Annotated in this window: 18 protein-coding genes; 10 read left to right on the forward strand and 8 right to left on the reverse strand. The window is 59.4% G+C overall.

The genetic code is table 11. The features are described from left to right. Positions 1–6: 6 nt before the first annotated feature. From A6U86_RS22890 to A6U86_RS22900, 3 genes are all read right to left on the reverse strand, one after another. Positions 7–1,194, reverse strand: coding sequence for an arabinose transporter (locus A6U86_RS22890; protein WP_068396066.1), 1,188 nt, complete (start codon positions 1,192–1,194; stop codon positions 7–9). 196 nt (positions 1,195–1,390) lie between these two features. Continuing rightward, entirely contained in the window at positions 1,391–2,023 is a 633-nt protein-coding gene (locus tag A6U86_RS22895; RefSeq protein WP_068396069.1) for a TetR family transcriptional regulator, read from the reverse strand. A gap of 253 nt (positions 2,024–2,276) precedes the next feature. Beyond that, complete coding sequence (locus A6U86_RS22900; protein WP_068395535.1) at positions 2,277–3,137, reverse strand: WcbI family polysaccharide biosynthesis putative acetyltransferase; 861 nt, start codon at positions 3,135–3,137, stop codon at positions 2,277–2,279. Between the two features lie 564 nt (positions 3,138–3,701). Here A6U86_RS22900 and A6U86_RS22910 point away from each other — a divergent pair. Next, positions 3,702–4,379 (forward strand): O-methyltransferase, encoded by a 678-nt coding sequence (locus tag A6U86_RS22910; RefSeq protein WP_068396072.1) that lies wholly within the window; start codon positions 3,702–3,704, stop codon positions 4,377–4,379. 79 nt (positions 4,380–4,458) lie between these two features. On the opposite strand, the gene A6U86_RS22915 is transcribed toward A6U86_RS22910, so the two are convergent. The 3 genes from A6U86_RS22915 to A6U86_RS22920 all read right to left on the reverse strand — a co-directional run bounded on the left by A6U86_RS22915 (position 4,459) and on the right by A6U86_RS22920 (position 6,429). Then, entirely contained in the window at positions 4,459–5,088 is a 630-nt protein-coding gene (locus A6U86_RS22915; protein ID WP_068395539.1) for a ParB-like protein, read from the reverse strand. A 113-nt stretch (positions 5,089–5,201) separates the two neighbouring features. Then, entirely contained in the window at positions 5,202–5,381 is a 180-nt protein-coding gene (locus tag A6U86_RS35285; protein ID WP_141683787.1) for a hypothetical protein, read from the reverse strand. Positions 5,382–5,661: 280 nt separating this feature from the next. Beyond that, a complete protein-coding gene (locus A6U86_RS22920) occupies positions 5,662–6,429 on the reverse strand; it encodes a phosphatase PAP2 family protein (protein ID WP_068395541.1) in 768 nt (255 codons plus the stop codon). Between the two features lie 197 nt (positions 6,430–6,626). On the opposite strand from A6U86_RS22920, the gene A6U86_RS22925 reads away from it, so the two are divergent. Next, positions 6,627–7,319: a response regulator gene (locus tag A6U86_RS22925; protein WP_068396075.1), complete on the forward strand. Its 693-nt coding sequence runs from the start codon at positions 6,627–6,629 to the stop codon at positions 7,317–7,319. After that, positions 7,316–8,488: an ATP-binding protein gene (locus A6U86_RS22930; RefSeq protein WP_068395543.1), complete on the forward strand. Its 1,173-nt coding sequence runs from the start codon at positions 7,316–7,318 to the stop codon at positions 8,486–8,488. Before A6U86_RS22925 ends, A6U86_RS22930 begins: the two co-directional genes overlap by 4 nt. Before the next feature lie 38 nt (positions 8,489–8,526). On the opposite strand, the gene A6U86_RS22935 is transcribed toward A6U86_RS22930, so the two are convergent. Both A6U86_RS22935 and A6U86_RS22940 read right to left on the reverse strand, forming a co-directional pair. Beyond that, on the reverse strand, positions 8,527–9,477 hold the full coding sequence (locus tag A6U86_RS22935) for a DUF535 family protein (RefSeq protein WP_068395545.1): 951 nt from the start codon (positions 9,475–9,477) through the stop codon (positions 8,527–8,529). Between the two features lie 170 nt (positions 9,478–9,647). Beyond that, the gene (locus A6U86_RS22940) at positions 9,648–11,306 is read right to left on the reverse strand and encodes a hypothetical protein (protein WP_141683788.1); all 1,659 of its coding nucleotides are present in this window, start codon (positions 11,304–11,306) and stop codon (positions 9,648–9,650) included. Positions 11,307–11,624: 318 nt separating this feature from the next. Between A6U86_RS22940 and A6U86_RS22945 the strand changes: the two genes are divergently transcribed. The 7 genes from A6U86_RS22945 (at position 11,625) to A6U86_RS22975 (ending at position 18,867) form a co-directional block, all read left to right on the forward strand. Further along, a complete protein-coding gene (locus tag A6U86_RS22945) occupies positions 11,625–12,605 on the forward strand; it encodes an AraC family transcriptional regulator (protein ID WP_068395549.1) in 981 nt (326 codons plus the stop codon). A 226-nt stretch (positions 12,606–12,831) separates the two neighbouring features. Continuing rightward, the gene (locus tag A6U86_RS22950) at positions 12,832–13,917 is read left to right on the forward strand and encodes an HD domain-containing phosphohydrolase (protein ID WP_068395551.1); all 1,086 of its coding nucleotides are present in this window, start codon (positions 12,832–12,834) and stop codon (positions 13,915–13,917) included. Next, positions 13,914–14,240, forward strand: coding sequence for an STAS domain-containing protein (locus tag A6U86_RS22955; protein WP_068395553.1), 327 nt, complete (start codon positions 13,914–13,916; stop codon positions 14,238–14,240). Before A6U86_RS22950 ends, A6U86_RS22955 begins: the two co-directional genes overlap by 4 nt. Beyond that, on the forward strand, positions 14,237–14,605 hold the full coding sequence (locus A6U86_RS22960; protein ID WP_068395556.1) for a response regulator: 369 nt from the start codon (positions 14,237–14,239) through the stop codon (positions 14,603–14,605). The genes A6U86_RS22955 and A6U86_RS22960 overlap by 4 nt, the downstream gene beginning before the upstream one ends. Next, entirely contained in the window at positions 14,602–16,623 is a 2,022-nt protein-coding gene (locus tag A6U86_RS22965) for a chemotaxis protein CheA (RefSeq protein ID WP_068395558.1), read from the forward strand. The genes A6U86_RS22960 and A6U86_RS22965 overlap by 4 nt, the downstream gene beginning before the upstream one ends. Continuing rightward, a complete protein-coding gene (locus tag A6U86_RS22970) occupies positions 16,620–17,132 on the forward strand; it encodes a chemotaxis protein CheW (RefSeq protein WP_068395560.1) in 513 nt (170 codons plus the stop codon). The genes A6U86_RS22965 and A6U86_RS22970 overlap by 4 nt, the downstream gene beginning before the upstream one ends. A 25-nt stretch (positions 17,133–17,157) precedes the next feature. Further along, on the forward strand, positions 17,158–18,867 hold the full coding sequence (locus tag A6U86_RS22975) for a methyl-accepting chemotaxis protein (protein WP_068395562.1): 1,710 nt from the start codon (positions 17,158–17,160) through the stop codon (positions 18,865–18,867). The last annotated feature ends 134 nt before the right edge of the window (positions 18,868–19,001 follow it).

The raw sequence follows: 19,001 nt of genomic DNA on the forward strand, positions 1-19,001 counted from the left end.
TTTCGCTCAACTGAACGCCGTTGCCCGCGCTCGCAGCAGGGAGAGGGCGATCAGCAGGCCGACCGATGCGGCAACCGTGCCGATCAGGAAGACGCTGTCATATCCGGCCCGGTCGGCCAGCAATCCCACCAGGGGGCCAGTCAGGCCATAGGCAAGATCCTGGAAGGCCGAGAAGCCGCCCAGAGCCGTGCCGCGCAGATTTGGCTCGACAAGACGCACGACCTCACGCCCCATGGACGGATAGACCAGCGAGCATCCGAGACCTGTCAAAAACGCACCGACCAGGGCAAGCATTGGATCTGTCGCGTTCCAGATCAGGAATTGCCCCACGATCTCGACAACAAGCGACCCGGCCGCGACCGGCAGCCCGCCGATGCGATCCGGCAGATGGCCGAAGAGCAAACGCACCAGAACGAAACCGCAGCCGAAGGCAGTCAGCCCCAGCCCGGCATAGCTCCAGCCACGATCGATAAAGTAGAGCGTGAAGAAGGCCCCGATCGCGGCGAAGCCTATGCCCTGAAGGCATACGATCGACCCGTGCAGCCAGATCTTGCCGACCACGCTCCAGAATGGCGGGCGTTCTGCGCCGGGATGGGCGGCAACGCCTGGAAGTCGCCAGATCGCCAATAGCCCGAGGCATGGCAGGACGGCGCCGATCGCCATGGAGCCGGCAAATCCGAACCGCTCAAGCAATGCCAGCCCAAGCGGAGCGCCAACGGCAAGGGCGCCGTAGATGGCCGCGCCGACCAGGGCCAGCACCTTGCCCGAGCGCGCAGGCCCGACGAAGCCTATCCCCCAGGCAATGACCCCGACGGCAACCAGGCTTTCGCCCAGCCCCAGAAGCAGCCGGCCGGCAATGAGAAGCAGATAGGATGTCCACGGCGTTGGGATCAGCAGGCCGGCGCCCAGTGAGGTCAGCCCTCCTGCGGCATAAAAGGCCAGCCCGCGCACCACCGCGACCTTGGCGCCGTGCTGGTCCGACAGGCTGCCGGCATAGCCTCGCGTCACGATGGTCGCAAGAAAGGCGATGCCGACCCCGAGCCCGGCCCAGCCATTGCCGAGCCCAAGTTTCCCGGTGACATAGATCGGCACGATCGGAAGCGACATGCCGACACAAAGATAGGACGTGAAGAGAATGGCACTCAGCAGCAGCAGGCGGCCGTGCGCCGGATCACGTATCGATTGGAAAGCCATGATGATCTCCAGGCTTTCCTCGATCGGCGGAGGCACAAAAAAACGCACTCCGACCGACGAGGGTCGTTGAGTGCGTTGCTTGACGTCAAACGCTTACGGCCAGAATGACTGGCTGGCCTTTCCCATAGTCACTTGCCGAGCGGGTGTCAACATGACCGCTGTCGCCGCAACGAAGGGCCATGCTGCGAACATTGCCCTATTCGCGTTTGAGACTTTCGAGATAGGCGCAAAACATATCCGCCATCGCATCCGCATAGGCGTCGATCTCGGCCGGAGTTCGCGGCGTCTCCGAGAATTGCTTTCCGACCGTTGCAAGCGTCGTCGTGATCAAATCCGCCGCCAGAGCACGGGCCTCCTCGGAGACGTCAGGCAATGCCTCCTGCATGAAGCGCAGGACAGTAACGTCACCCGATGCTCTCGCCTCATGAGCCTCCGGCGCATCGCGGTAGAGTGGAGCGGTGTCACTCAACGCGACCCGAATCGCCGCCTCGTCGCATTCGGAACGGATGAAGGAATGAACGAGTGCACGCAGCCGGTCGAGCGGCGGCCTCCCCTTATCCTCAAGGATATCGCGCAGCAAATCGGTCGTCTGTCGCCATTCATCGCTCTGGAGCCGGAAGAGGATTGCCGACTTGTTGGGGAAATATTGATAGACCGAGCCGACGCTGACACCGGCCTTCTCCGCTACACGCGCCGTGGTGAAACGTTGCGCCCCCTCCTTCGCCAAAACCTGAGCCGCCGCCTGCAAAATCGTGGCAACGAGCTCCGTCGAGCGAGCCTGCTTCGGCAGCTTTCGAGAGGAAATCTGGGCTCTTGGTCGATCGGTCATGTCGATAACGGACAATAGGAATGATAAAACTGACGAATTAGTCGCATTTCAAGCGCAACGCAAGCATGCAGCTAGGCGCGAAGCGACGAGGAGGCCGATCATTACGGCTGAGAGCAACTATCCTGCCTGTCAATCATCCAGGAAGGCCCCGAGTTGTCGGGATCGAAATCATAGGAGAGTTGAAAGCAGTGACAGCAGCTTCGATCCCCGGCCACGCCGGAGACGCGTGTCAGCTGCCGCTTGATTCGGCTGGCTATGCGGCGACGGCCGCTTCGACTATGGCCGCCTTGACCTTGTCGTAACTCTTCCGAAATTGGGGGGCCGCAACAATGGAACCTGCAGGGTGGCTTGCGTAAGTCGCGAAACTCAACTCTATGAATTTCTCCAGCGATATCAGCCGATATTCACCCGCTACCTTGAAAAGGTAGGAACCATTGACGCCCAGAGCTTCGCCGATTTCAGGGTAAATCGGATAACAGGGGCCGTTCACAAGGTTGTCGGGCGGCAGCACCCGACCCTCCCGGGTTTCGACGCCGAGATGTTGCATGAACATGCGCGCTAAATCGTAGAGGCATTGGACTTTGGGATGGTTCAGGGAATACATGAAGGATTCAGTGCGCGACCATCTCCGAAAAGCCGAGGAGATATCCAGGCCAACCTCGGAAAAATCTCTCAGTAAACGCGAGCGGCTCGCCTCCCATCTATCGAAGAAACCACATTTCTCGAAAACGTCTCTACGAAACAGCTTGCGCGTTGCTTCGATGGAAAGTCCGATGTGATAGGCAGCCAATACGATCGTGGAGTGGTACACACTCATCGGACCATCGACCTCGGCGCCTGAATGAGCGTAGCAGAGATCAGGGTGATAGGCGTCAAAACTGATGGACGGAAGAAGAGTCAGGTTTTGCGCGAGCGAGAAGTCGAAATCCAGGCGTTGGAAGTATGGATGTATGATCATCCTGGAGTAGGTCGGCACCGCTTCCACGAACTTGTCGACATTGTGCATGAATAGGTGATTGTCGACGGCATCGATCGTAATGTCGGGATTAAGCAGCTGCATCGAATTGCCGACACCGTATGTTTGGCAATTGTATAGGAGGAGCCATTTCTCCATTTTTCATTCCCGCCGGTTTGATCACGTGCGTTGGGTGCCTTGATAGGAAGGAGTGCCTTGTCGCGGCAATCCATATGGCGACAAGGCTACCCGATTAGCGCCTATTGGCCGTGTGCCCCCAAGTTGCGGTGAAACGCCTAAACACATCATACCGTTCCGTCTGCAAGGCCTTCCCTCGACCAATTCTCGATGCCGCAAATGAAAATGGCCCGTCCGCGCACATCGAGCATGAGAGCGACGTCATAGTTTTTCGGCCGGCCGGCGTGGCATGAGAAGATGATGGTTCTATTCTCACTCTGACCACCTACATCACTCTCAGCGAAGCCTGCTTGCGCTGCCATCTGATCCTGCGCGCTAGATGTATACCCCATTCGAAATGCGAACTCTTTCCTCAAAATCCGGAGGGACGAGCGTCGTACGGCAGCTCACTGCACCTGATTTTTCCATATATTTCAAAGGAATGACGGACCTCCCGTGGCGCTCCCCGGCAACGCGAATAGAAAACGCGATGGTTTATTCGTATTTTTCCTCCGAACCAAAAGCCTTTTGAAAATGGAGATATTCATGACCACCCTGACGACTGCGCCGCTTGCATCATTGCTCGATCGCCTGTTCGAGGAAGCCGACGCAGCATCACCCGCAACAACGCCTTCGGCTGCCGCCTACTGGACCGGGCTTTCCTCCGAGGAGCGCGCGCGCCTTGTGCGGAGCAAGACCGACTACCTCGATTTCTACGCCCACATGAAGGATATTCCGCTCGCCATTTCGCGGGAGACCGGCGCATTGCTCTACATGCTGGCGCGCAGCACCCGAGCCCGGACGATCGTCGAATTCGGAACCTCTTTCGGCATCTCGACCCTCTACCTCGCGGCCGCGCTGCGGGATAATGGCGACGGCCGCTTGATCACCACTGAGTTCGAGCCCTCCAAGGTAGTGCGGGCACGCAACAATCTGACGGCCGGCGGCCTCATCGATCTGGTGGAAATCCGCGAAGGGGACGCACTGCGAACGCTGAGCACCGACCTTCCCGAGGCCATAGACCTGCTGCTGCTCGATGGCGCCAAGGCACTTTATCCGGAAGTCTTGAGCCTGGTGGAAAGCCGTCTCAGGCCGGGTGCGCTGATCATTGCTGATAATGCAGACTTCTGCCCGGAATATCTCGCACGGGTGCGCTCGCCCGAGAACGGCTACACTTCGACACCTTTCGCCGAGGACATCGAACTGTCCATGTGGCTCGGCTAACCGAGCGTCAGCCTGTCGGGATTTACGAGATCGCCAAATTGCCTCCGCGTTCTGGCCAGAACGCGGAGCAGACAAAAGATTATTCGGGCACCATGCCGCACCAGCCGGGCAGGTAATCGGCATCCTTGCTTTTGGCAAGCTTGAGCGCTTTTGTCAGCGATGCATCGAAATCCCGTTCGAGATCTTTCGGCTTCACACGGCGGCGCAAGAAATCCGCCCAGAGAAATTCGCTGAACGGCGTCGTATCCTTGGCATAGCCGCCCACGTGCCGCAATTCGCCGGCCAGAGAACGATAGGGATCGTCGACCAACCCTTTGATGCTTTTCGGAATGTCCTCATAGCCACGCCGTTTTCCTTCCGCGTCGAAGGGATGCATCCAGTCGTGGCAATCCATCACGAACCAGAAGGAATCACGATCAAGCCGGGAGAGATCCGCGACGGTCGTCACCAGCACATCCTTCACACCCTCCTCAAGGAGCGCGAGAGAAAGGTGGTGGTGATCGATGACATAATACCGGCCGCGTGGACCGCGCACGGCGGGTATCATGTGATTTCCAAGGAATTCACCGGCCTTGTTGCCGTCCGCCTCGGCCTTGGTGCGCCAGGCCTTTCGCTTGGCTCTGACCTCTCGCATGCCGACAGTGATCTGCGTGGGTCTCAGTTCATCGATCGGAACGGGATGCAGGATCGGTTCGCGCACCGCAATCATCTGGAAATTCTCCGCACGGGAAATCTACCGGAAGACTAGCATAGCGCCTGAACGCGGCAAGGCCGCCAGCGGACATCATTTAGTGATGATAGATATATGCCTGACCTTCGCGCTCAGGCGGCGGTCTTGTGAATGATCTTGAACTGCGAGCGCCGGTAAAAAGCCAGCATTTCCCGCTCGAAACCTTCCATGGCAAGCACGATCCATGGCTCGTATTGGCACTTGCGCGTGCGCCCCATACATCGACGTTCAATGTCGGCGAAACCGCCCAGCGCCCAATCTACCAACACCATCCCGTCACTCTCACCCGAAAGACCCGACCCCAAGCCCTTGCATGTCAGCCCGCACCGAACCTCGGTCCTATTAGACGGCTGAGCCAGCGATAAATAGGTAACTCCTAAACGAAGAAAAGGTGAACAAACGTTGTATTAAGGCCTGTAATATCCGCTCGGTTGGTGTCGCCCTGTGTCCTGGCGGACACAATCTGCGGGTTCTACGGCTAGCTTAAAGGTCAGTGATGACGGGTAGACGTCATGCGCGGGCGAACACACGCCTCCCGCATGTCGATCAGGCTCACCTCACCACCAGGCGCGTGAAGAAGCGATCGATCGCTCTCGCATTGGCATCCACCCACCGCCAGATCCAGGTCATGGCAAACATTGTCAGCAGCCAGCCAAGCATCACATCCGACAGGAAGTGGGCGCCGAAAATGACGCGGTTGAACGCAACGAACAGAAGGCAGGGCGTCAGTATCGCCGCGGCGATCCACCTTTGTTTGGCGGGCACGAAAACAAGCAGCGAAAGAGCAGCCGCAGCGGCAGCGGCCTCACCCGAAGGGAAGGAGCAATTGCGTGTGCATGCAGCGGAAAACTGCCATACCGGCGTGAAGTCCGCCGTGCCGCCGAATTCCACAAGCTCGCGAGGGCGAACCCGCCCGATGATCATTTTCAATATCTGCACGATGACCAGCGGCCCGGCGGCAAAGCTCAGCAGCACGAACAGGGGTTTGTGCGGAGGGCAAATGCGAAGTCGCCCCGGCAGGAAGGCACGCAGCGCGATGAGCAGCGCCATGCCGGGAAGGAGATAGATCTGGCTCTGGCGGCTTATGTCCCTTACTGCCTTCAGAAAGGGGTTCTCCATCAGCCAGAACACCCGCCCATGGGCAAACAGGCGTGTCACCGCGAGATCGAGCATGGGGAAGACCACGAAGATGAAGCTGGTCCACACGATCAACATGCCAATGACGGCGAGACCTCCATCGGTATTTGCGTATGGCTCAGACTGACGCAGGCGCGACCCACTGGAGGTAGAACTCCAAGGATGCAATGCAAATTTCCACATGCCGTATCTCCCGAGGCTGGAATGGCGGCAAGGTGAAACCCGATTGTCAAGAAATGGCGAAGATCGGATCAAGGCCGTGTTCAGAATCGGCCTCTGGACCGTCGGAAAGCTGTTTGGAAATTGCGGAAGTCGGTTTTGTTCGCGATAGTGCGAATTCAGCGGCAAAGCCGAAAACAAAAGAAACACAGGGCGCTAAGGTGGACAACAGTCTCGTTCTCATCGTGGAGGATGAACCGGCAATCGCGCAGATACTGGAAGGCTATCTGAAGCGGGATGGCTTTCGAACCGTGCGTGCCGCCGATGGCGAAACCGCGCTTCAGCATCATGCTCTCCTGAAACCGGATATCGTGCTCCTCGACGTGCGCCTGCCGAAGCTGGATGGCTTCGGGGTGCTCGGCCGATTGCGCCAGGCCGGCTCGACACCGGTCATCATGGTCACCGCCATTGCCGATGACATCGACCGGCTGAGCGGCCTGAGGCTCGGTGCCGATGACTATGTCGTCAAACCCTTCAACCCGCAGGAAGTCGTCGCCCGTGTCAGGGCGGTTCTGCGTCGGACACAGGGAAACCGTGCCGAGACAGTTCGCCGCTTCGGCGACATGGAAGTGGATTTCAGCAGCTACACCGTTTTCGTCAACAGGGACGGGTCCCGCATCCCGCTATCCCTGACACTCAGCGAATTCCGGATTCTTGCCTATATGATCCGGCATCCGACCCAGGCTTTCGCCCGAGCCGATATTCTCGATGCCTGCCTGCCGGAAAGCGATGCCCTGGTGCGCACCGTCGATACGCATATCTCCAATCTCAGGCGCAAGTTCGAGGATATGGGGCAGCAGGGCTTTTTCCCTGCCGTGCGCGGCATTGGCTATCGTTTTTCGGATCCGAGATGAAGAAACAGAGATTTCCCTGTCTGCCGCTTGCCACCCTCACTGCCATCGTCACAGCCATCATGCTGCTTCTGAGCGTTGGCCTGACATATTTGGGGGTCAACTGGTATGCCAACTATCTGGAAAAGACGATCACCGACGGTCTGCCGCCCCGGGCCGCGGCCGCCTACAAGATGCTGGGCGAGAACAAGGTTCCTGACGGCGATTCCCTCAAGATCCTGTTCGATCATCTCAATACACTGGCTGAGCCGACGGATTTCAAGGTTCTGATGTCGGTCCTGATCTGCGGTTTGCTTTCGGCCCTATTCTGCGCGCTGATCGGCATATATCTGGCGCGTCGGCTCGTGCGTCCCCTTGCCGACCTCACCTCTGCCGCCGAGGGCCTCAAATCCGGTGACTTCTCGGTCCGCGTGGCCGCATCTCATCACAGCACACGCGAGGTTTCGAGCCTTGTCGAGACCTTCAATGCGCTTGCGACAGGCCTTGAGACCATGGAAAAGAGGTTGCGCTTCAACAACATGGCGGTTGCCCACGAGCTGCGGACGCCACTGACGATCCTGCAGGGATCGTTGCAGAGCATGATTGACGGTATCTTTCCGATGGACCGCAAGATCATATCCGATCTCCTTCTTCAGGTCGAAGGCCTGGGTCGGATCGTCGAGGATCTGCGCACCCTGTCGCTGGCCATCGGCCAGAAGCTCGTCATGGAGCGCCAGCGGATCGACGTATCTCAGCTCGTCGAGGGTGTCCTTGCTTCCGCCAAGCCGATGCTGGATGCGAGCAGGCTTCAGGTGGAGACCGACCTGCAACCTGCCTGGACATCGGCGGATTCTCCGCGGATACGCCAGGCCGTTCTGGCGCTGCTTGAAAATGCCTGCCGTTACGCTGCAGACGGCGGGTGGCTGCGATGTGAGACAAGGCAATTGCCCGACGAAAGCATCGTCATCCGCATTCTCGATCGTGGTCCCGGATTTCCGGAGGGCATGGATGCCGTCGCCGTCAACACGTTCTGGCGCGGCGACCCCTCCCGCTCCCGTGCGACAGGCGGCACCGGGCTGGGTCTCTCCGTGGTGCAGGCGATCGTCGTTGCCCATGGCGGGCGCCTCGAATTCGCCAACCGGCCGGAAGGCGGAGCGATGGTCACGATCCATCTGACGAAGAAGAGCGCCTAGCGCTCATCCAGCCTTTGATGCCGAGGCCCGCTCATCCCCTAATGGAAGAGTTCGCCGATATTGTAGAACCACAACTTGCTACGGCTGCGTTTATCGGCTCCGTAGATTTTGGAATGCGGAACAGTAAAGCCGTAAGTGCCTTCCGGTTGACCGGAGCGTTCTGCCCAGAAGGCATCGACATTCGACACCATCATGGAGCGCCGGCTTCCACGGCGATAGTGGATCGGATGCCTGTCCTGCGAGACGGCGAGGAAGTGTGGCGCACCGCCCTCGATGGTCAGCCCCTGCAGCACGATCAGCATCGCCTCTTTCGGACGCAGGCCTGACAGATCGCGTGTCACCTCGACAATCTGCTGCTTCGCATTGCGCGGACCCTGCATGCTGCCGACGACGAATGTGTAGCGACCTTCCGTGCCCTCCCGGAGAAACATGAACCGCGCCGTACAAAGAACGGCCTGGTCCCGCAGGCGCAGCAGCTTGATAGCAAATGCACCCTCATGACGCCCGCCGCTGCGGTCAGCAAGCGCAATGAAACATGCATATGTTTCGCTGCGGCCGGGGACCGTACCCATCTCCAGCCATTCGCCACGCCAAAGGCTTATCATGCTCTCGCGCGACAGGATCCGTTCGGCAATCCAGAAATGGTCCATCAGAAGCGTAAGCCGTTTCGAACTGCCCATGCCGAAGACAAGAAACTTCGACAATGGCTTCTGCAGCAATTCATCATGCGGAGGAGGAAATCCCCGCGCGGCTGTAAACGCCGCGATGAAGCGCCACCATCGAATGGTCAGGAGCGGATTGGCGGCAAAGCGAAGCCAAAGCAGAAGCGCACGCTTCCAACGCACCCGCAGGCCGAACGTCAATAGTCTCCACAACAGGAAATATCGGGATTGCTGCGGCTCACCGATAATTGGCGGCGCCGTGCCGCGAAGCGGAATGCTGGAGATTGCGCCTTCTGGCGCGACAGCGATCGACGTGTTCTGATTCATGCAAAAGCCCGGCAACTATGGTTGTGCCGAACCGTCTGCACGGGAATTGTCAAGGGAGTGTCAGGACAACGTCAGCCTATCATGAGCAGTGCCGGAAGCGGGAAGCGGCAGCTTACAAAGAGGTGCGCAGATAAGATCCGCCGATGACGGGGCTATGAGCTGGTCCGCTGCTAGAAGAGAGCGTCCGCGAACAACTCGTCGTCATTTGCCAAAGCTGATGCGCTTTCCGCGACTGGAGCTACCACGCCGAAAACGCTCGCATGTATCTCACGTTCGGCAGCCATGGTGTAGATCTTGAAGATGCGCTCGGAAAGGCCCGTCAAGGGCGTTTCCAGCCCTTTAAGATCCTTGACCGCGCGACGCGCCTGGCCGGCCTCCTGCGCGCAGGAGGCCAGTGTTTCGCCAATTCCGGCCCGGAAATCCAGGCTGTTGACGATTTCGGCGACCTGCGATGTCATGTCCTCGCCGCAGCGACGAAGCTCCCTGACATTCGTGTCCATGGAGGCCCCAGCCTCAGTGATATGCAGCAGTGCCGCGTCGATATGTGCTCCAGGGCCGGATGTCTCTTCCCGCTCCGTGGCCTGCCGCCAGTCTTTCAAACCGGTCGCCTGGGTCTCGAGCGTGCCCAGCCCGGTCAGGATCTTCTCCGCATCCTCGTCAAGCAGCGATGCGAAGGAACGCAGTTCGCCGGCGACAACGTTGATGGCACGCCCTTCCTCGCCAAGCTTGCCGCAGCGCAGATTGGTGTTGAGAGCCATGTATTGAATATCGCGGCGCACGAGCTGGATGGTGAGGATGCTGGTGGTCAGTTCCTTGACCATCTCCGACGTCTTTTCGCTCAACCGGTTTGCGCCTGTTGCCGCGGCATCGATGCGATCGACCACGCCCCGGGCTGCGGAAAGATCGCCACGCAGCGCATTGATCGGGCTTCTGCCGTCGTCTCCGCTCTGCGCCATCATGGTCTGGTAGAGATCGAGCAGGGTTCGAATGTCGCCGCTGAAGCTGCGAATATTTTCAACGATCTTGACCGTCTCCCGATCAAAGCCTTTGGTCGTCTCATTGAGCAATTCGAAATTGAGCGTCATGGCCAGTTCAAGAAGACGCTGCCGATCCGCAGCAGAAAGGCCCGAGGCTTCCGAGGCGAGATAGGCGTCCGTGATCGAGTGAACGGCCTGGCAATGCTCGACCCGTTGCCGCGTGATGTCGCCGATCTGCATGGCGGAGAGCGTGTGGGCGACCTTGTTCTGGATTTTCCGCGCAAGGCCGGAAACGCTGTCGGCCAGTTCGGACAGGTTGCGGCGCTGGACCTGAATTTCCTCGGCGTTCGACATGAGGCGTTTGGCAATGGATGGAATGCCATCAAGATATTGTCCCAGCGAGCTGTCTTCGCTGGCGGCGGCGGATTCGATCTGCGCCTCCAGCGAGCGGATCTGCAGCGACAGGGCCCGAACCTCCTTGGAGGCGAATTCGATACGCTCGACGATCTCGCTGGCGAAGCTGGAGAAATCCGGAATTCTCGCGCCGGCGATTTTTGCGGTCGCGGCGAAGGTCCTCAGGTAACGCAGGGTTTCCTCCATCGAGAGGACATGCTCCGCGAGGAGCCGGCCGGTTCGACCGATGGATGCGACGCAATCCTGACGGCGCACTTCGGCGGGCGGCAATTCATGCAGCAGCTCAACCGTCTGAAGCAGACGACCGGTGGCTTCCGCGGCATTTTCTTCCTTTAGCGAATTGCCGATGTGCTCGAGCAGACCGACCAACTTGGCCAGGGCTTCCGTCACCGTGATCAGAACCGCGCCGCCATCCAGGAAACGCTGCTCGATCTGCAATCGGGCGCTTTCCAGGCGGTCGACAAAGCTATCCGCAGAAGTTGCAAATTTTCGGCTCGTCGCTGCATACGCCATACTATTTGGACCCCACCTAAGACCTTATCGGGGAAACTAAGGCGAACTAAGAAAGATGGAGTTAATATCGAAGCCGAAAGAAAACCTATTCGGAAAAGACTGCTTTCGGTGCATTGCCGGCTAAAGCTCTGGGCAAGACCGGCATTCTATAGCTGACACCGGGCGCATCAATGCTGCCTGCCGAACGGCACTCCACCTGTAATTTTATTTACACAATAGCGCGCAAAAGTTGATTTAACAAAGATGAACATTGCCGTCGACAAATTTGGATGGTCGTCCCGCGACCCTGTGGAGCTACAGGAAAGGCTGACGGCTGCTGACCTCTCCGTCGAACTGGATCGCGCACCGGAGAGCCAGCATTTCCATATCGAAGTCACGCTGTCGACAATCCGGGACATGGTTGCCTGGAAGACGTCTTCGGAAACGGGTTATGAAATCAACTACCTGTTTCAGCCTTCCGACCGCATCGAATTGCACTTCGTCGAGAGCGGTGTCTTTCACATCGAAACGGAGGAAGAGGAGGTCAAGGCGGCGGCGGGAACAACCTTCATGCTGCAATCTTCCAGCCGTACAAGGCTCAGGGCCTCCAGAGGCGCCCGCAAGATCGCGGTTGCCATACCCCGCATTCTTTGCCTGCCATTGATCGACGTTGGAAATGATGATCCCGAGTCATTTTTCAGGCGTCTCGACGCGGCCGCCGATATCTCAGCAAAAGGCGTGCGCACCATCCACCGTATGACAGCCTTGCTGCTGGAGCCGGGGGACCATCCCTTTGCCGCTTCCCCCTTGGGCGCATCCCTTTTTCAGGAAGCCCTGATCACGGCCTTCATGCAACTATGGCCACGCGCGACGCAGAAAACGGTTATCCAGACGGCCCGCCCGCGCAGCTTGAAGCGGGCGCTGGACTGGATCCAAAACCATCTGGGCGACGAGTTTACGGTGCTGGATATAGCGCGGAATGCCGGACAGAGCGTGCGTAGCCTGCAGCTGTCCTTTCAGCAGAATGTTGGCATGAAGCCTCTGAATTACGTTCAGCGGCTGCGGCTTCAGCAGGTCCATCACGAACTGCTTCACGGCGATCTTGACGAGAATATATCCGACATAGCCGCACGCTGGGGTTTCAGCCATATGGGATATTTCGCGGCCCGCTATCGCGCCCTTTATGGCGTCCCACCATCATCGACGCGCGTCAGCCGTCGTCACCTCTCACCCGAGAATATTTAGTATCAGAAAAGCGCAGCCTTATCATTTTAGCGCAATTAATTATGCAAATAACCACCCTCCGAGGGTGGGTTTAACGCACCGTTAGCCATTTAACGATTTCGTTACTTCAGCCAAGATTCACAATCATTGTGACGCGGCCCTTTCCTTCGAAAGGTCTCCAAAACATCCAAGCCGATAAATCGTGAGTAGATCCGCGCCTGTGCCGCGGACGCTCCGCGGGGTAGCTATGCGCATCTTCGTATTAGATGACAGTCCTTCAGTTGTGGCCACGCTTTGTCGAGCGGTCGAAGCCATCAAAGGCAGCGAGGTACTGTCGTTCCTCCATCCCGCCGATGCCATCGATCAACTCGAGAGCAAGACACCGGATCTCATTCTTGTCGACTACATGATGCCCGGCATGAACGGCATCGAAGTCATTGCGCATCTGCGTAAGAATCCACTTACAACACATGTCCCCGCCATCATGATCACTTCCCGCAAGGAGGCCGATATCAAGCTGGCCGCGATGAAGGCGGGCGCGACCGAATTCCTGAACAAGCCGATCGACGAGACGGAGCTGACGATCCGCGTCCGCAACATTCTCAGCATCGGCGAGGAGCGGTTGGCACTCGCGGCCAAGGCGGCCGCATTGCAGCACGATTTCGACACCGCAATGAAGCGCGTCGAAAGGCGCGAGGAAGAAATCATCTGGCGCCTTTCAAAGGCGATCGCCTGCAGGCACGGCGAGACGGCAGATCATCTGGACCGGGTTGCGATCATCGCCCGCATGATTGCAGAGGAAGTCGGCCTGGACGAGCGCCAATGCCGCACGATCTTTCTTGCGAGCGCTCTGCACGACGTCGGCAAGATCGGCCTGCCGGACGCCATTCTCTCGAAGCCCGGTCCCTTGAGCGCCGAAGAGCGCCGGGAGATGCAAAAACACACGGGCTTTGGCGGCGAAATCCTCGCCGACAGTTCCAGCAAACTCATTCAAACAGCCCAGAGGATCGCTGAAAGCCATCACGAGAAATGGGATGGCACCGGCTATCCGAAAGGTCTTTCGGCCGCTTCCATCCCGATCGAGGCGCGCATCGTCGCGATAGCCGACGTCTTCGACGCCCTTTGCTCGAAGCGATCCTACAAGGCGGCATGGCCGATGGCCGACGCATTCCGCGAGATCGTCAACAGCAGCGGGACGCATTTCGACCCCGCCTGCGTCGCGGCCTTCTGCCGCCGCTGGACGGATATCAAGAGCCTCTTCGAACCGCAGCACGACGACAATGCATCCGTGACGGCGGCTGCCACACTTCAGCTATCGCGAGGAACAGCATGAGCGGACAGGCGGAAATTCTGCATCTTCATGGCCCCTTGACCATCAAGACCATCGCCAATGTGAGAGACATTATCCAGGTCTACCTCCAGGAGGCCGCCTCACTCAGCCGCTCCCTCACCATCGACGTCGACGGCAATGAGGATATCGATCTTACCCTACCGCAATTGCTTCTGTCCGCACGGCAAACAGCCGACCACGCGGGCGTGGCACTTGCATTGAGCAAACCCGCGGACGGCAATTTTCTCACCGTCCTGCAACGCGCGGGCCTCCTCTGCGGAGACCGGCAAAAAGACAGTTTCTGGCTAGAAGGAAAAGCAGCATGAGCGCAAATATTCTCACCGTCGATGACTCCGCCAGCATTCGGCTGACCACGCGCATTGCCCTTACCAACGCCGGATATGCCGTCACCGAAGCAGTCGACGGCGCCGATGGCCTCGGCAAGATGAAGACCGGCAGCTTCGACCTGATCGTCACCGATCTCAACATGCCGAACATGGATGGCCTGACGATGATCCGCGGCCTGCGGCAGCTGCCGGCCTATATGGGAACGCCCGTGATCTTCCTGACCACGGAATCGGACGGCGATCTCAAGCAGCAGGCAAAGGCCGCCGGCGCCACCGGCTGGCTGACAAAACCCTTCGATCCTGAAACGCTGATCAAGATCGTACGCAAGGTTCTAGGCAGATGAACGATCTCGATCCGATCGCCGTTTTCAGGACGGAGGCCGCCGAGCAGCTCGAACTGATCGAGGCCGGCCTCCTCGATCTGATGCGCGATCTGGGCGACAGGGCTCAGATCGACACCGTCTTCCGGGGTCTCCATACCCTCAAGGGGTCGGGCTCCATGTTCGGATTCGACCAATTGGCTGCCTTCACCCATCATTGCGAGACGGCTTTCGATCGCGTCCGCAAGGGCGAGGCGCCCGCCACAAAGGAACTGGTTGGCGCGGTTCTCGATGCGCAGGGCCACATGCAGGCGCTGCTGGAAAACCCGAATGGTGATCACGAGGCGATGAGCTCCGTGCTCCTTGAGAAGCTGCGTCTTGCCGTTGGCGCCAATGGCGCCTCCACAGCATCCGCGCCAGCTCCCACGGAGGTAGGCGCTGCTACTTCCGGCACGGCCATCAGCGGTGCCAAGACATGGCTTCTGAAGTTCAGTCTGCCAGCAAACTCCATGGCCAACGGCACCAATCCGCTCGGTCTTCTCGATGAACTGCGAGAACTCGGCAAATGCCATGTTGACGCCAATATCGATGCCATTCCGGCGCTTCAGGATCTCGATCCGCGTGACCTCCATATGGGCTGGACGGTTCAGCTGACGACCGACAAGCCTCGCTCCGAGATCGAGGATGTCTTCATCTTCGTCATGGACGACATGACGATGGAGCTTCGCGAACTCCAGCCTCCGCAGCAGCAAAGCCCAGCCCCTGTCACCTCAAGCCCGCAGAAGGCAATCACCGAGGTGTCGCCGAAGGTCACCAGCCAGCCCGATACGGGCAAGCCTCAGCCTGCGGATGCAAAGGGGCAGAAGCAGGCCGATAATGTCCGTATTCCGGCATTGCGGCTCGACGAGATGATGGATCGGGTCGGAGAACTGGTAATTGCCCAGTCACGTCTCAGCCAGATGGCGAATTCGGCTGCCGATCTTGGCCTGCGCTCAGTCTCGGAAGAGATCGAACGACTGGCCGGAGAGCTGCGCGACACGATGATGGTCCTGCGCATGATGCCGGTCACGAGCCTCTTCAGCCGCTTCCGGCGGCTGGTCCATGATCTGGCCAGGGAAACCGGCAAGGATATCGAGCTGATCACCGAGGGCGAAAGCACCGAGGTCGACAAAACCGTCATAGATCGCCTCGCCGATCCCCTCGTGCACCTCGTGCGCAACTCCATCGACCATGGGCTGGAAAGCCCGGAGGACCGCATCGCTGCCGGCAAACCCGTAAGCGGCCGCGTCATCCTCTCGGCCCACCAGACCGGCAGCGAAGTGATCATCTCCATCAAGGACGACGGACGCGGCATCGACCGACAGAAGGTCCGCGCCAAGGCGGAAGCCAACGGCCTCATCCAGCCCGGCGCCCAGCTTGCCGACAAGGAGCTGTTGCAGCTGATCTTTCAGCCCGGTTTCTCCACGGCCGAAAAGGTCACCAACCTGTCGGGCCGCGGCGTCGGCATGGATGTGGTGAAGAAGACGATCGAGACGCTGCGTGGGTCGATCGATATCGCAAGCGAGTTCGGCAAGGGCTCCGATATTGCCCTGAGAATTCCGCTCACGCTTGCCATCATCGATGGCCTCCTCGTTCGCGTCGGCAACGGCCGTTACGTGATCCCGCTGACCGCCGTCGAGGAATGCCTCGAGCTTTCGGTCGAGCAGGACCTGCGTTCGCGCGGCCGCAGCTTCATCTCGCTGCGCGACGACCTGGTGCCCTTCCTTCGGCTCCGCGAGCTGTTCCGCACCGGCACCGAGCCAGACCCCTATCAGAAGGTCGTGGTCATTTCGACCGGCAGTCAGCGGGTCGGCCTCGTCGTCGATCAGATTATCGGCGACCATCAGACCGTCATCAAATCGATGTCGAAACTCCACGACCACGTCTCCACCTTTTCAGGCGCGACCATTCTCGGCGACGGCAACGTGGCCCTGATCCTCGACGTCGTCCACCTGATCGCCGCCGGACAACATCAGGAGGCGCAATTGCGGGCAGCAGGATGATCGAAGCAGATGTAAAATCGGACTATCGCGCCTTTTGGAAAGACGCCGAAGAACTCTCCGTCCTGACATTCAGCCTCAATGGCGAAACCTTTGCCATCGACGCGGTCGTCGTTCAGGAAATCCTCGACCTGCTGCCTGAAACCAATGTTCCCGGCAGCCTGCCCTTTGTCGGCAGCGTCATCAATTTCCGCGGCAAAGTCATCCCGCTTGCCGACATCCGCGTCGCCTTCGGCATGGAGCCTGGTAACGTGACGATCGACAGCCGCATCGTCGTGACCGGACTGGAGATCGACGGCGAGAGAAGCTTGATCGGCATACGAACCGACAAGGTTCACGAGGTCACGCAGCTTGCCCGATCGGCGAGCGAACCACCCCCCATCGTCGGTATGCGCTGGCGTCCCGACTATGTCCACGCCCTCGTCAAGCGCGGCGGCGAATTCATCATCATCCCAAACCTGCAGGCGATCTTTTCTTCGCAACGGGCAGGCGCGGTCAGAGCAACCGCATAGAATTTTCAGGCAAGGAGGCCACCAGATGCGCTTTACGATCAAGCTCAAGCTGCTTTTAACGTTTGCTGTCGTGATCGCCATGCTTCTTGGCACAGCCGTCTACAGCATCACCACACTCGGCCAGGTCAACGACAATTGGTCCGATACATTGACCGGCCCCGCCGAACGTCTGCGTCTCGCGCAGAACCTCGACATAACAGTCCTGCAACAGCTGCGGCAGCAGAAGAACATGCTGTCATCCGCATCGGCTGAAGAGACCAAAGGCTATATCGCAAAGAGCGATGCGGCACGCGCGGAATTCGATACCGATCTTGCCAAGATCCTCGCCAACACCACGGCACAGGACATGGGCTTCTGGTCGCAGATCAAGGATCTCTCGGCCAATTGGCGCAATGCCGATGACCGCATCCGCGCCATGATGCTGGCCGGCGACAGTGCCGGCGCGCTCCACATTTCCACGACCGACGCCCGCGACACCAGCAGCAAGATCGATAATGTGCTGGCGCAGGTCTTTGATTCCGAACGGGCCAGATTGAAGCAGGCGGATCAGGATGCTGCGAGCGCCTATGCGAATGCACGCTCGATCTTGATCATAATTGCCGCGACGGCATCGATCCTCGCATTCGTTTCGGCGATGTGGATCATCGTCTCGATCAACAGGGGCATCAACCGCGCCGTCAGGACGGTCCAGACCGTCGCCGAAGGCGATCTGACCGAATTTGCCGTCATCAGCACGAAAGACGAAATCGGCGACCTGCTCGGCCACGTCAACTCGATGATCGAGCGTCTGCGTGGGGTCGTTGCGGATGCGCTGTCTGCCTCCGACAACGTCTCGTCTGGCAGCCAACAGCTGTCGGCAGGCTCGGAGCAGCTCTCGCAGGGCGCCACCGAACAGGCCTCTTCCGCCGAAGAAGCCTCCGCCTCGATGGAGGAGATGGCCGCCAACATCAAGCAGAATGCCGACAATGCCGCCCAGACGGAGAAGATCGCCCGTCAGTCCGCCAAGGACGCGGAAGTCAGCGGCCAGGCCGTCGATCGCGCCGTCAACGCCATGCGCACCATCGCCGAGAAGATCTCCATCGTTCAGGAAATCGCGCGCCAGACCGATCTGCTCGCCCTCAACGCCGCAGTGGAAGCAGCCCGTGCTGGCGAACATGGCCGCGGCTTTGCCGTCGTCGCCTCGGAAGTGCGCAAGCTTGCCGAGCGCAGCCAGGCGGCAGCAGCGGAAATCTCCAGCCTCTCGGGCGAGACCGTCACGGTCGCAACCGAAGCCGGCGACATGCTCTCGCGCCTGGTTCCCGATATTCGCAAGACGGCCGAACTGGTGGCCGAAATCTCGGCTGCCTGCCGCGAGCAGGATATCGGTGCCTCGCAGATCAATGAGGCCATCCAGCAACTCGACAAGGTGACGCAGCAGAATGCCGGCGCTTCCGAGGAGATGTCGGCAACGTCAGAGGAACTTGCCGCGCAGGCCGAGGAACTGCAGGCCTCGATCGCCTTCTTCAAGGTCGAGCAGGCCAATGCCCGCAGGGTTCAGCCTGTGCACGCACCCGTCCATCATGCGATCAGCCCGGCCAGGGCAAAGCCTGCTGCCAAGGCAGCACCGACCCGCGCGCCGGCTGCCCGCACTGACAACAGCGTTGCCGCACAGCAGGCTCGCCTCAAGGGCTTCTCACTCGACATGTCCATGGGCGGACCGGACGCCGATGACAGCGACTTTCGTCAGAGCGCCTGAACGGCTGCCTGATACCAACAGGATCTGGCTCTGAAGGGCGCCAGATCAAAGGCCGGCGAATGCTACCGCAGGCCTCAAGAACCGGTTCCGGTTCGCGGAAGGGTGAATGTATCGGTCTTCGCGCATCAAGACGG

The sequence above is a fragment of the Rhizobium sp. AC27/96 genome (genome assembly GCF_001692325.1).
Taxonomy (GTDB): Bacteria; Pseudomonadota; Alphaproteobacteria; order Rhizobiales; family Rhizobiaceae; genus Rhizobium.

Bases quoted from the DNA above. Each gene is read 5' to 3' on its own strand.
- A6U86_RS22930 (WP_068395543.1), top strand. From the start codon at position 7,316: ATGAAGAAACAGAGATTTCCCTGTCTGCCGCTTGCCACCCTCACTGCC.
- A6U86_RS22975 (WP_068395562.1), top strand. From the start codon at position 17,158: ATGCGCTTTACGATCAAGCTCAAGCTGCTTTTAACGTTTGCTGTCGTG.
- A6U86_RS22900 (WP_068395535.1), bottom strand. From the start codon at position 3,137: ATGGAGAAATGGCTCCTCCTATACAATTGCCAAACATACGGTGTCGGC.
- A6U86_RS22960 (WP_068395556.1), top strand. From the start codon at position 14,237: ATGAGCGCAAATATTCTCACCGTCGATGACTCCGCCAGCATTCGGCTG.
- A6U86_RS22895 (WP_068396069.1), bottom strand. From the start codon at position 2,023: ATGACCGATCGACCAAGAGCCCAGATTTCCTCTCGAAAGCTGCCGAAG.
- A6U86_RS22945 (WP_068395549.1), top strand. From the start codon at position 11,625: ATGAACATTGCCGTCGACAAATTTGGATGGTCGTCCCGCGACCCTGTG.
- A6U86_RS22910 (WP_068396072.1), top strand. From the start codon at position 3,702: ATGACCACCCTGACGACTGCGCCGCTTGCATCATTGCTCGATCGCCTG.
- A6U86_RS22915 (WP_068395539.1), bottom strand. From the start codon at position 5,088: ATGATTGCGGTGCGCGAACCGATCCTGCATCCCGTTCCGATCGATGAA.
- A6U86_RS22970 (WP_068395560.1), top strand. From the start codon at position 16,620: ATGATCGAAGCAGATGTAAAATCGGACTATCGCGCCTTTTGGAAAGAC.
- A6U86_RS22890 (WP_068396066.1), bottom strand. From the start codon at position 1,194: ATGGCTTTCCAATCGATACGTGATCCGGCGCACGGCCGCCTGCTGCTG.
- A6U86_RS22935 (WP_068395545.1), bottom strand. From the start codon at position 9,477: ATGAATCAGAACACGTCGATCGCTGTCGCGCCAGAAGGCGCAATCTCC.
- A6U86_RS22920 (WP_068395541.1), bottom strand. From the start codon at position 6,429: ATGTGGAAATTTGCATTGCATCCTTGGAGTTCTACCTCCAGTGGGTCG.
- A6U86_RS22965 (WP_068395558.1), top strand. From the start codon at position 14,602: ATGAACGATCTCGATCCGATCGCCGTTTTCAGGACGGAGGCCGCCGAG.
- A6U86_RS22955 (WP_068395553.1), top strand. From the start codon at position 13,914: ATGAGCGGACAGGCGGAAATTCTGCATCTTCATGGCCCCTTGACCATC.
- A6U86_RS35285 (WP_141683787.1), bottom strand. From the start codon at position 5,381: ATGGTGTTGGTAGATTGGGCGCTGGGCGGTTTCGCCGACATTGAACGT.
- A6U86_RS22950 (WP_068395551.1), top strand. From the start codon at position 12,832: ATGCGCATCTTCGTATTAGATGACAGTCCTTCAGTTGTGGCCACGCTT.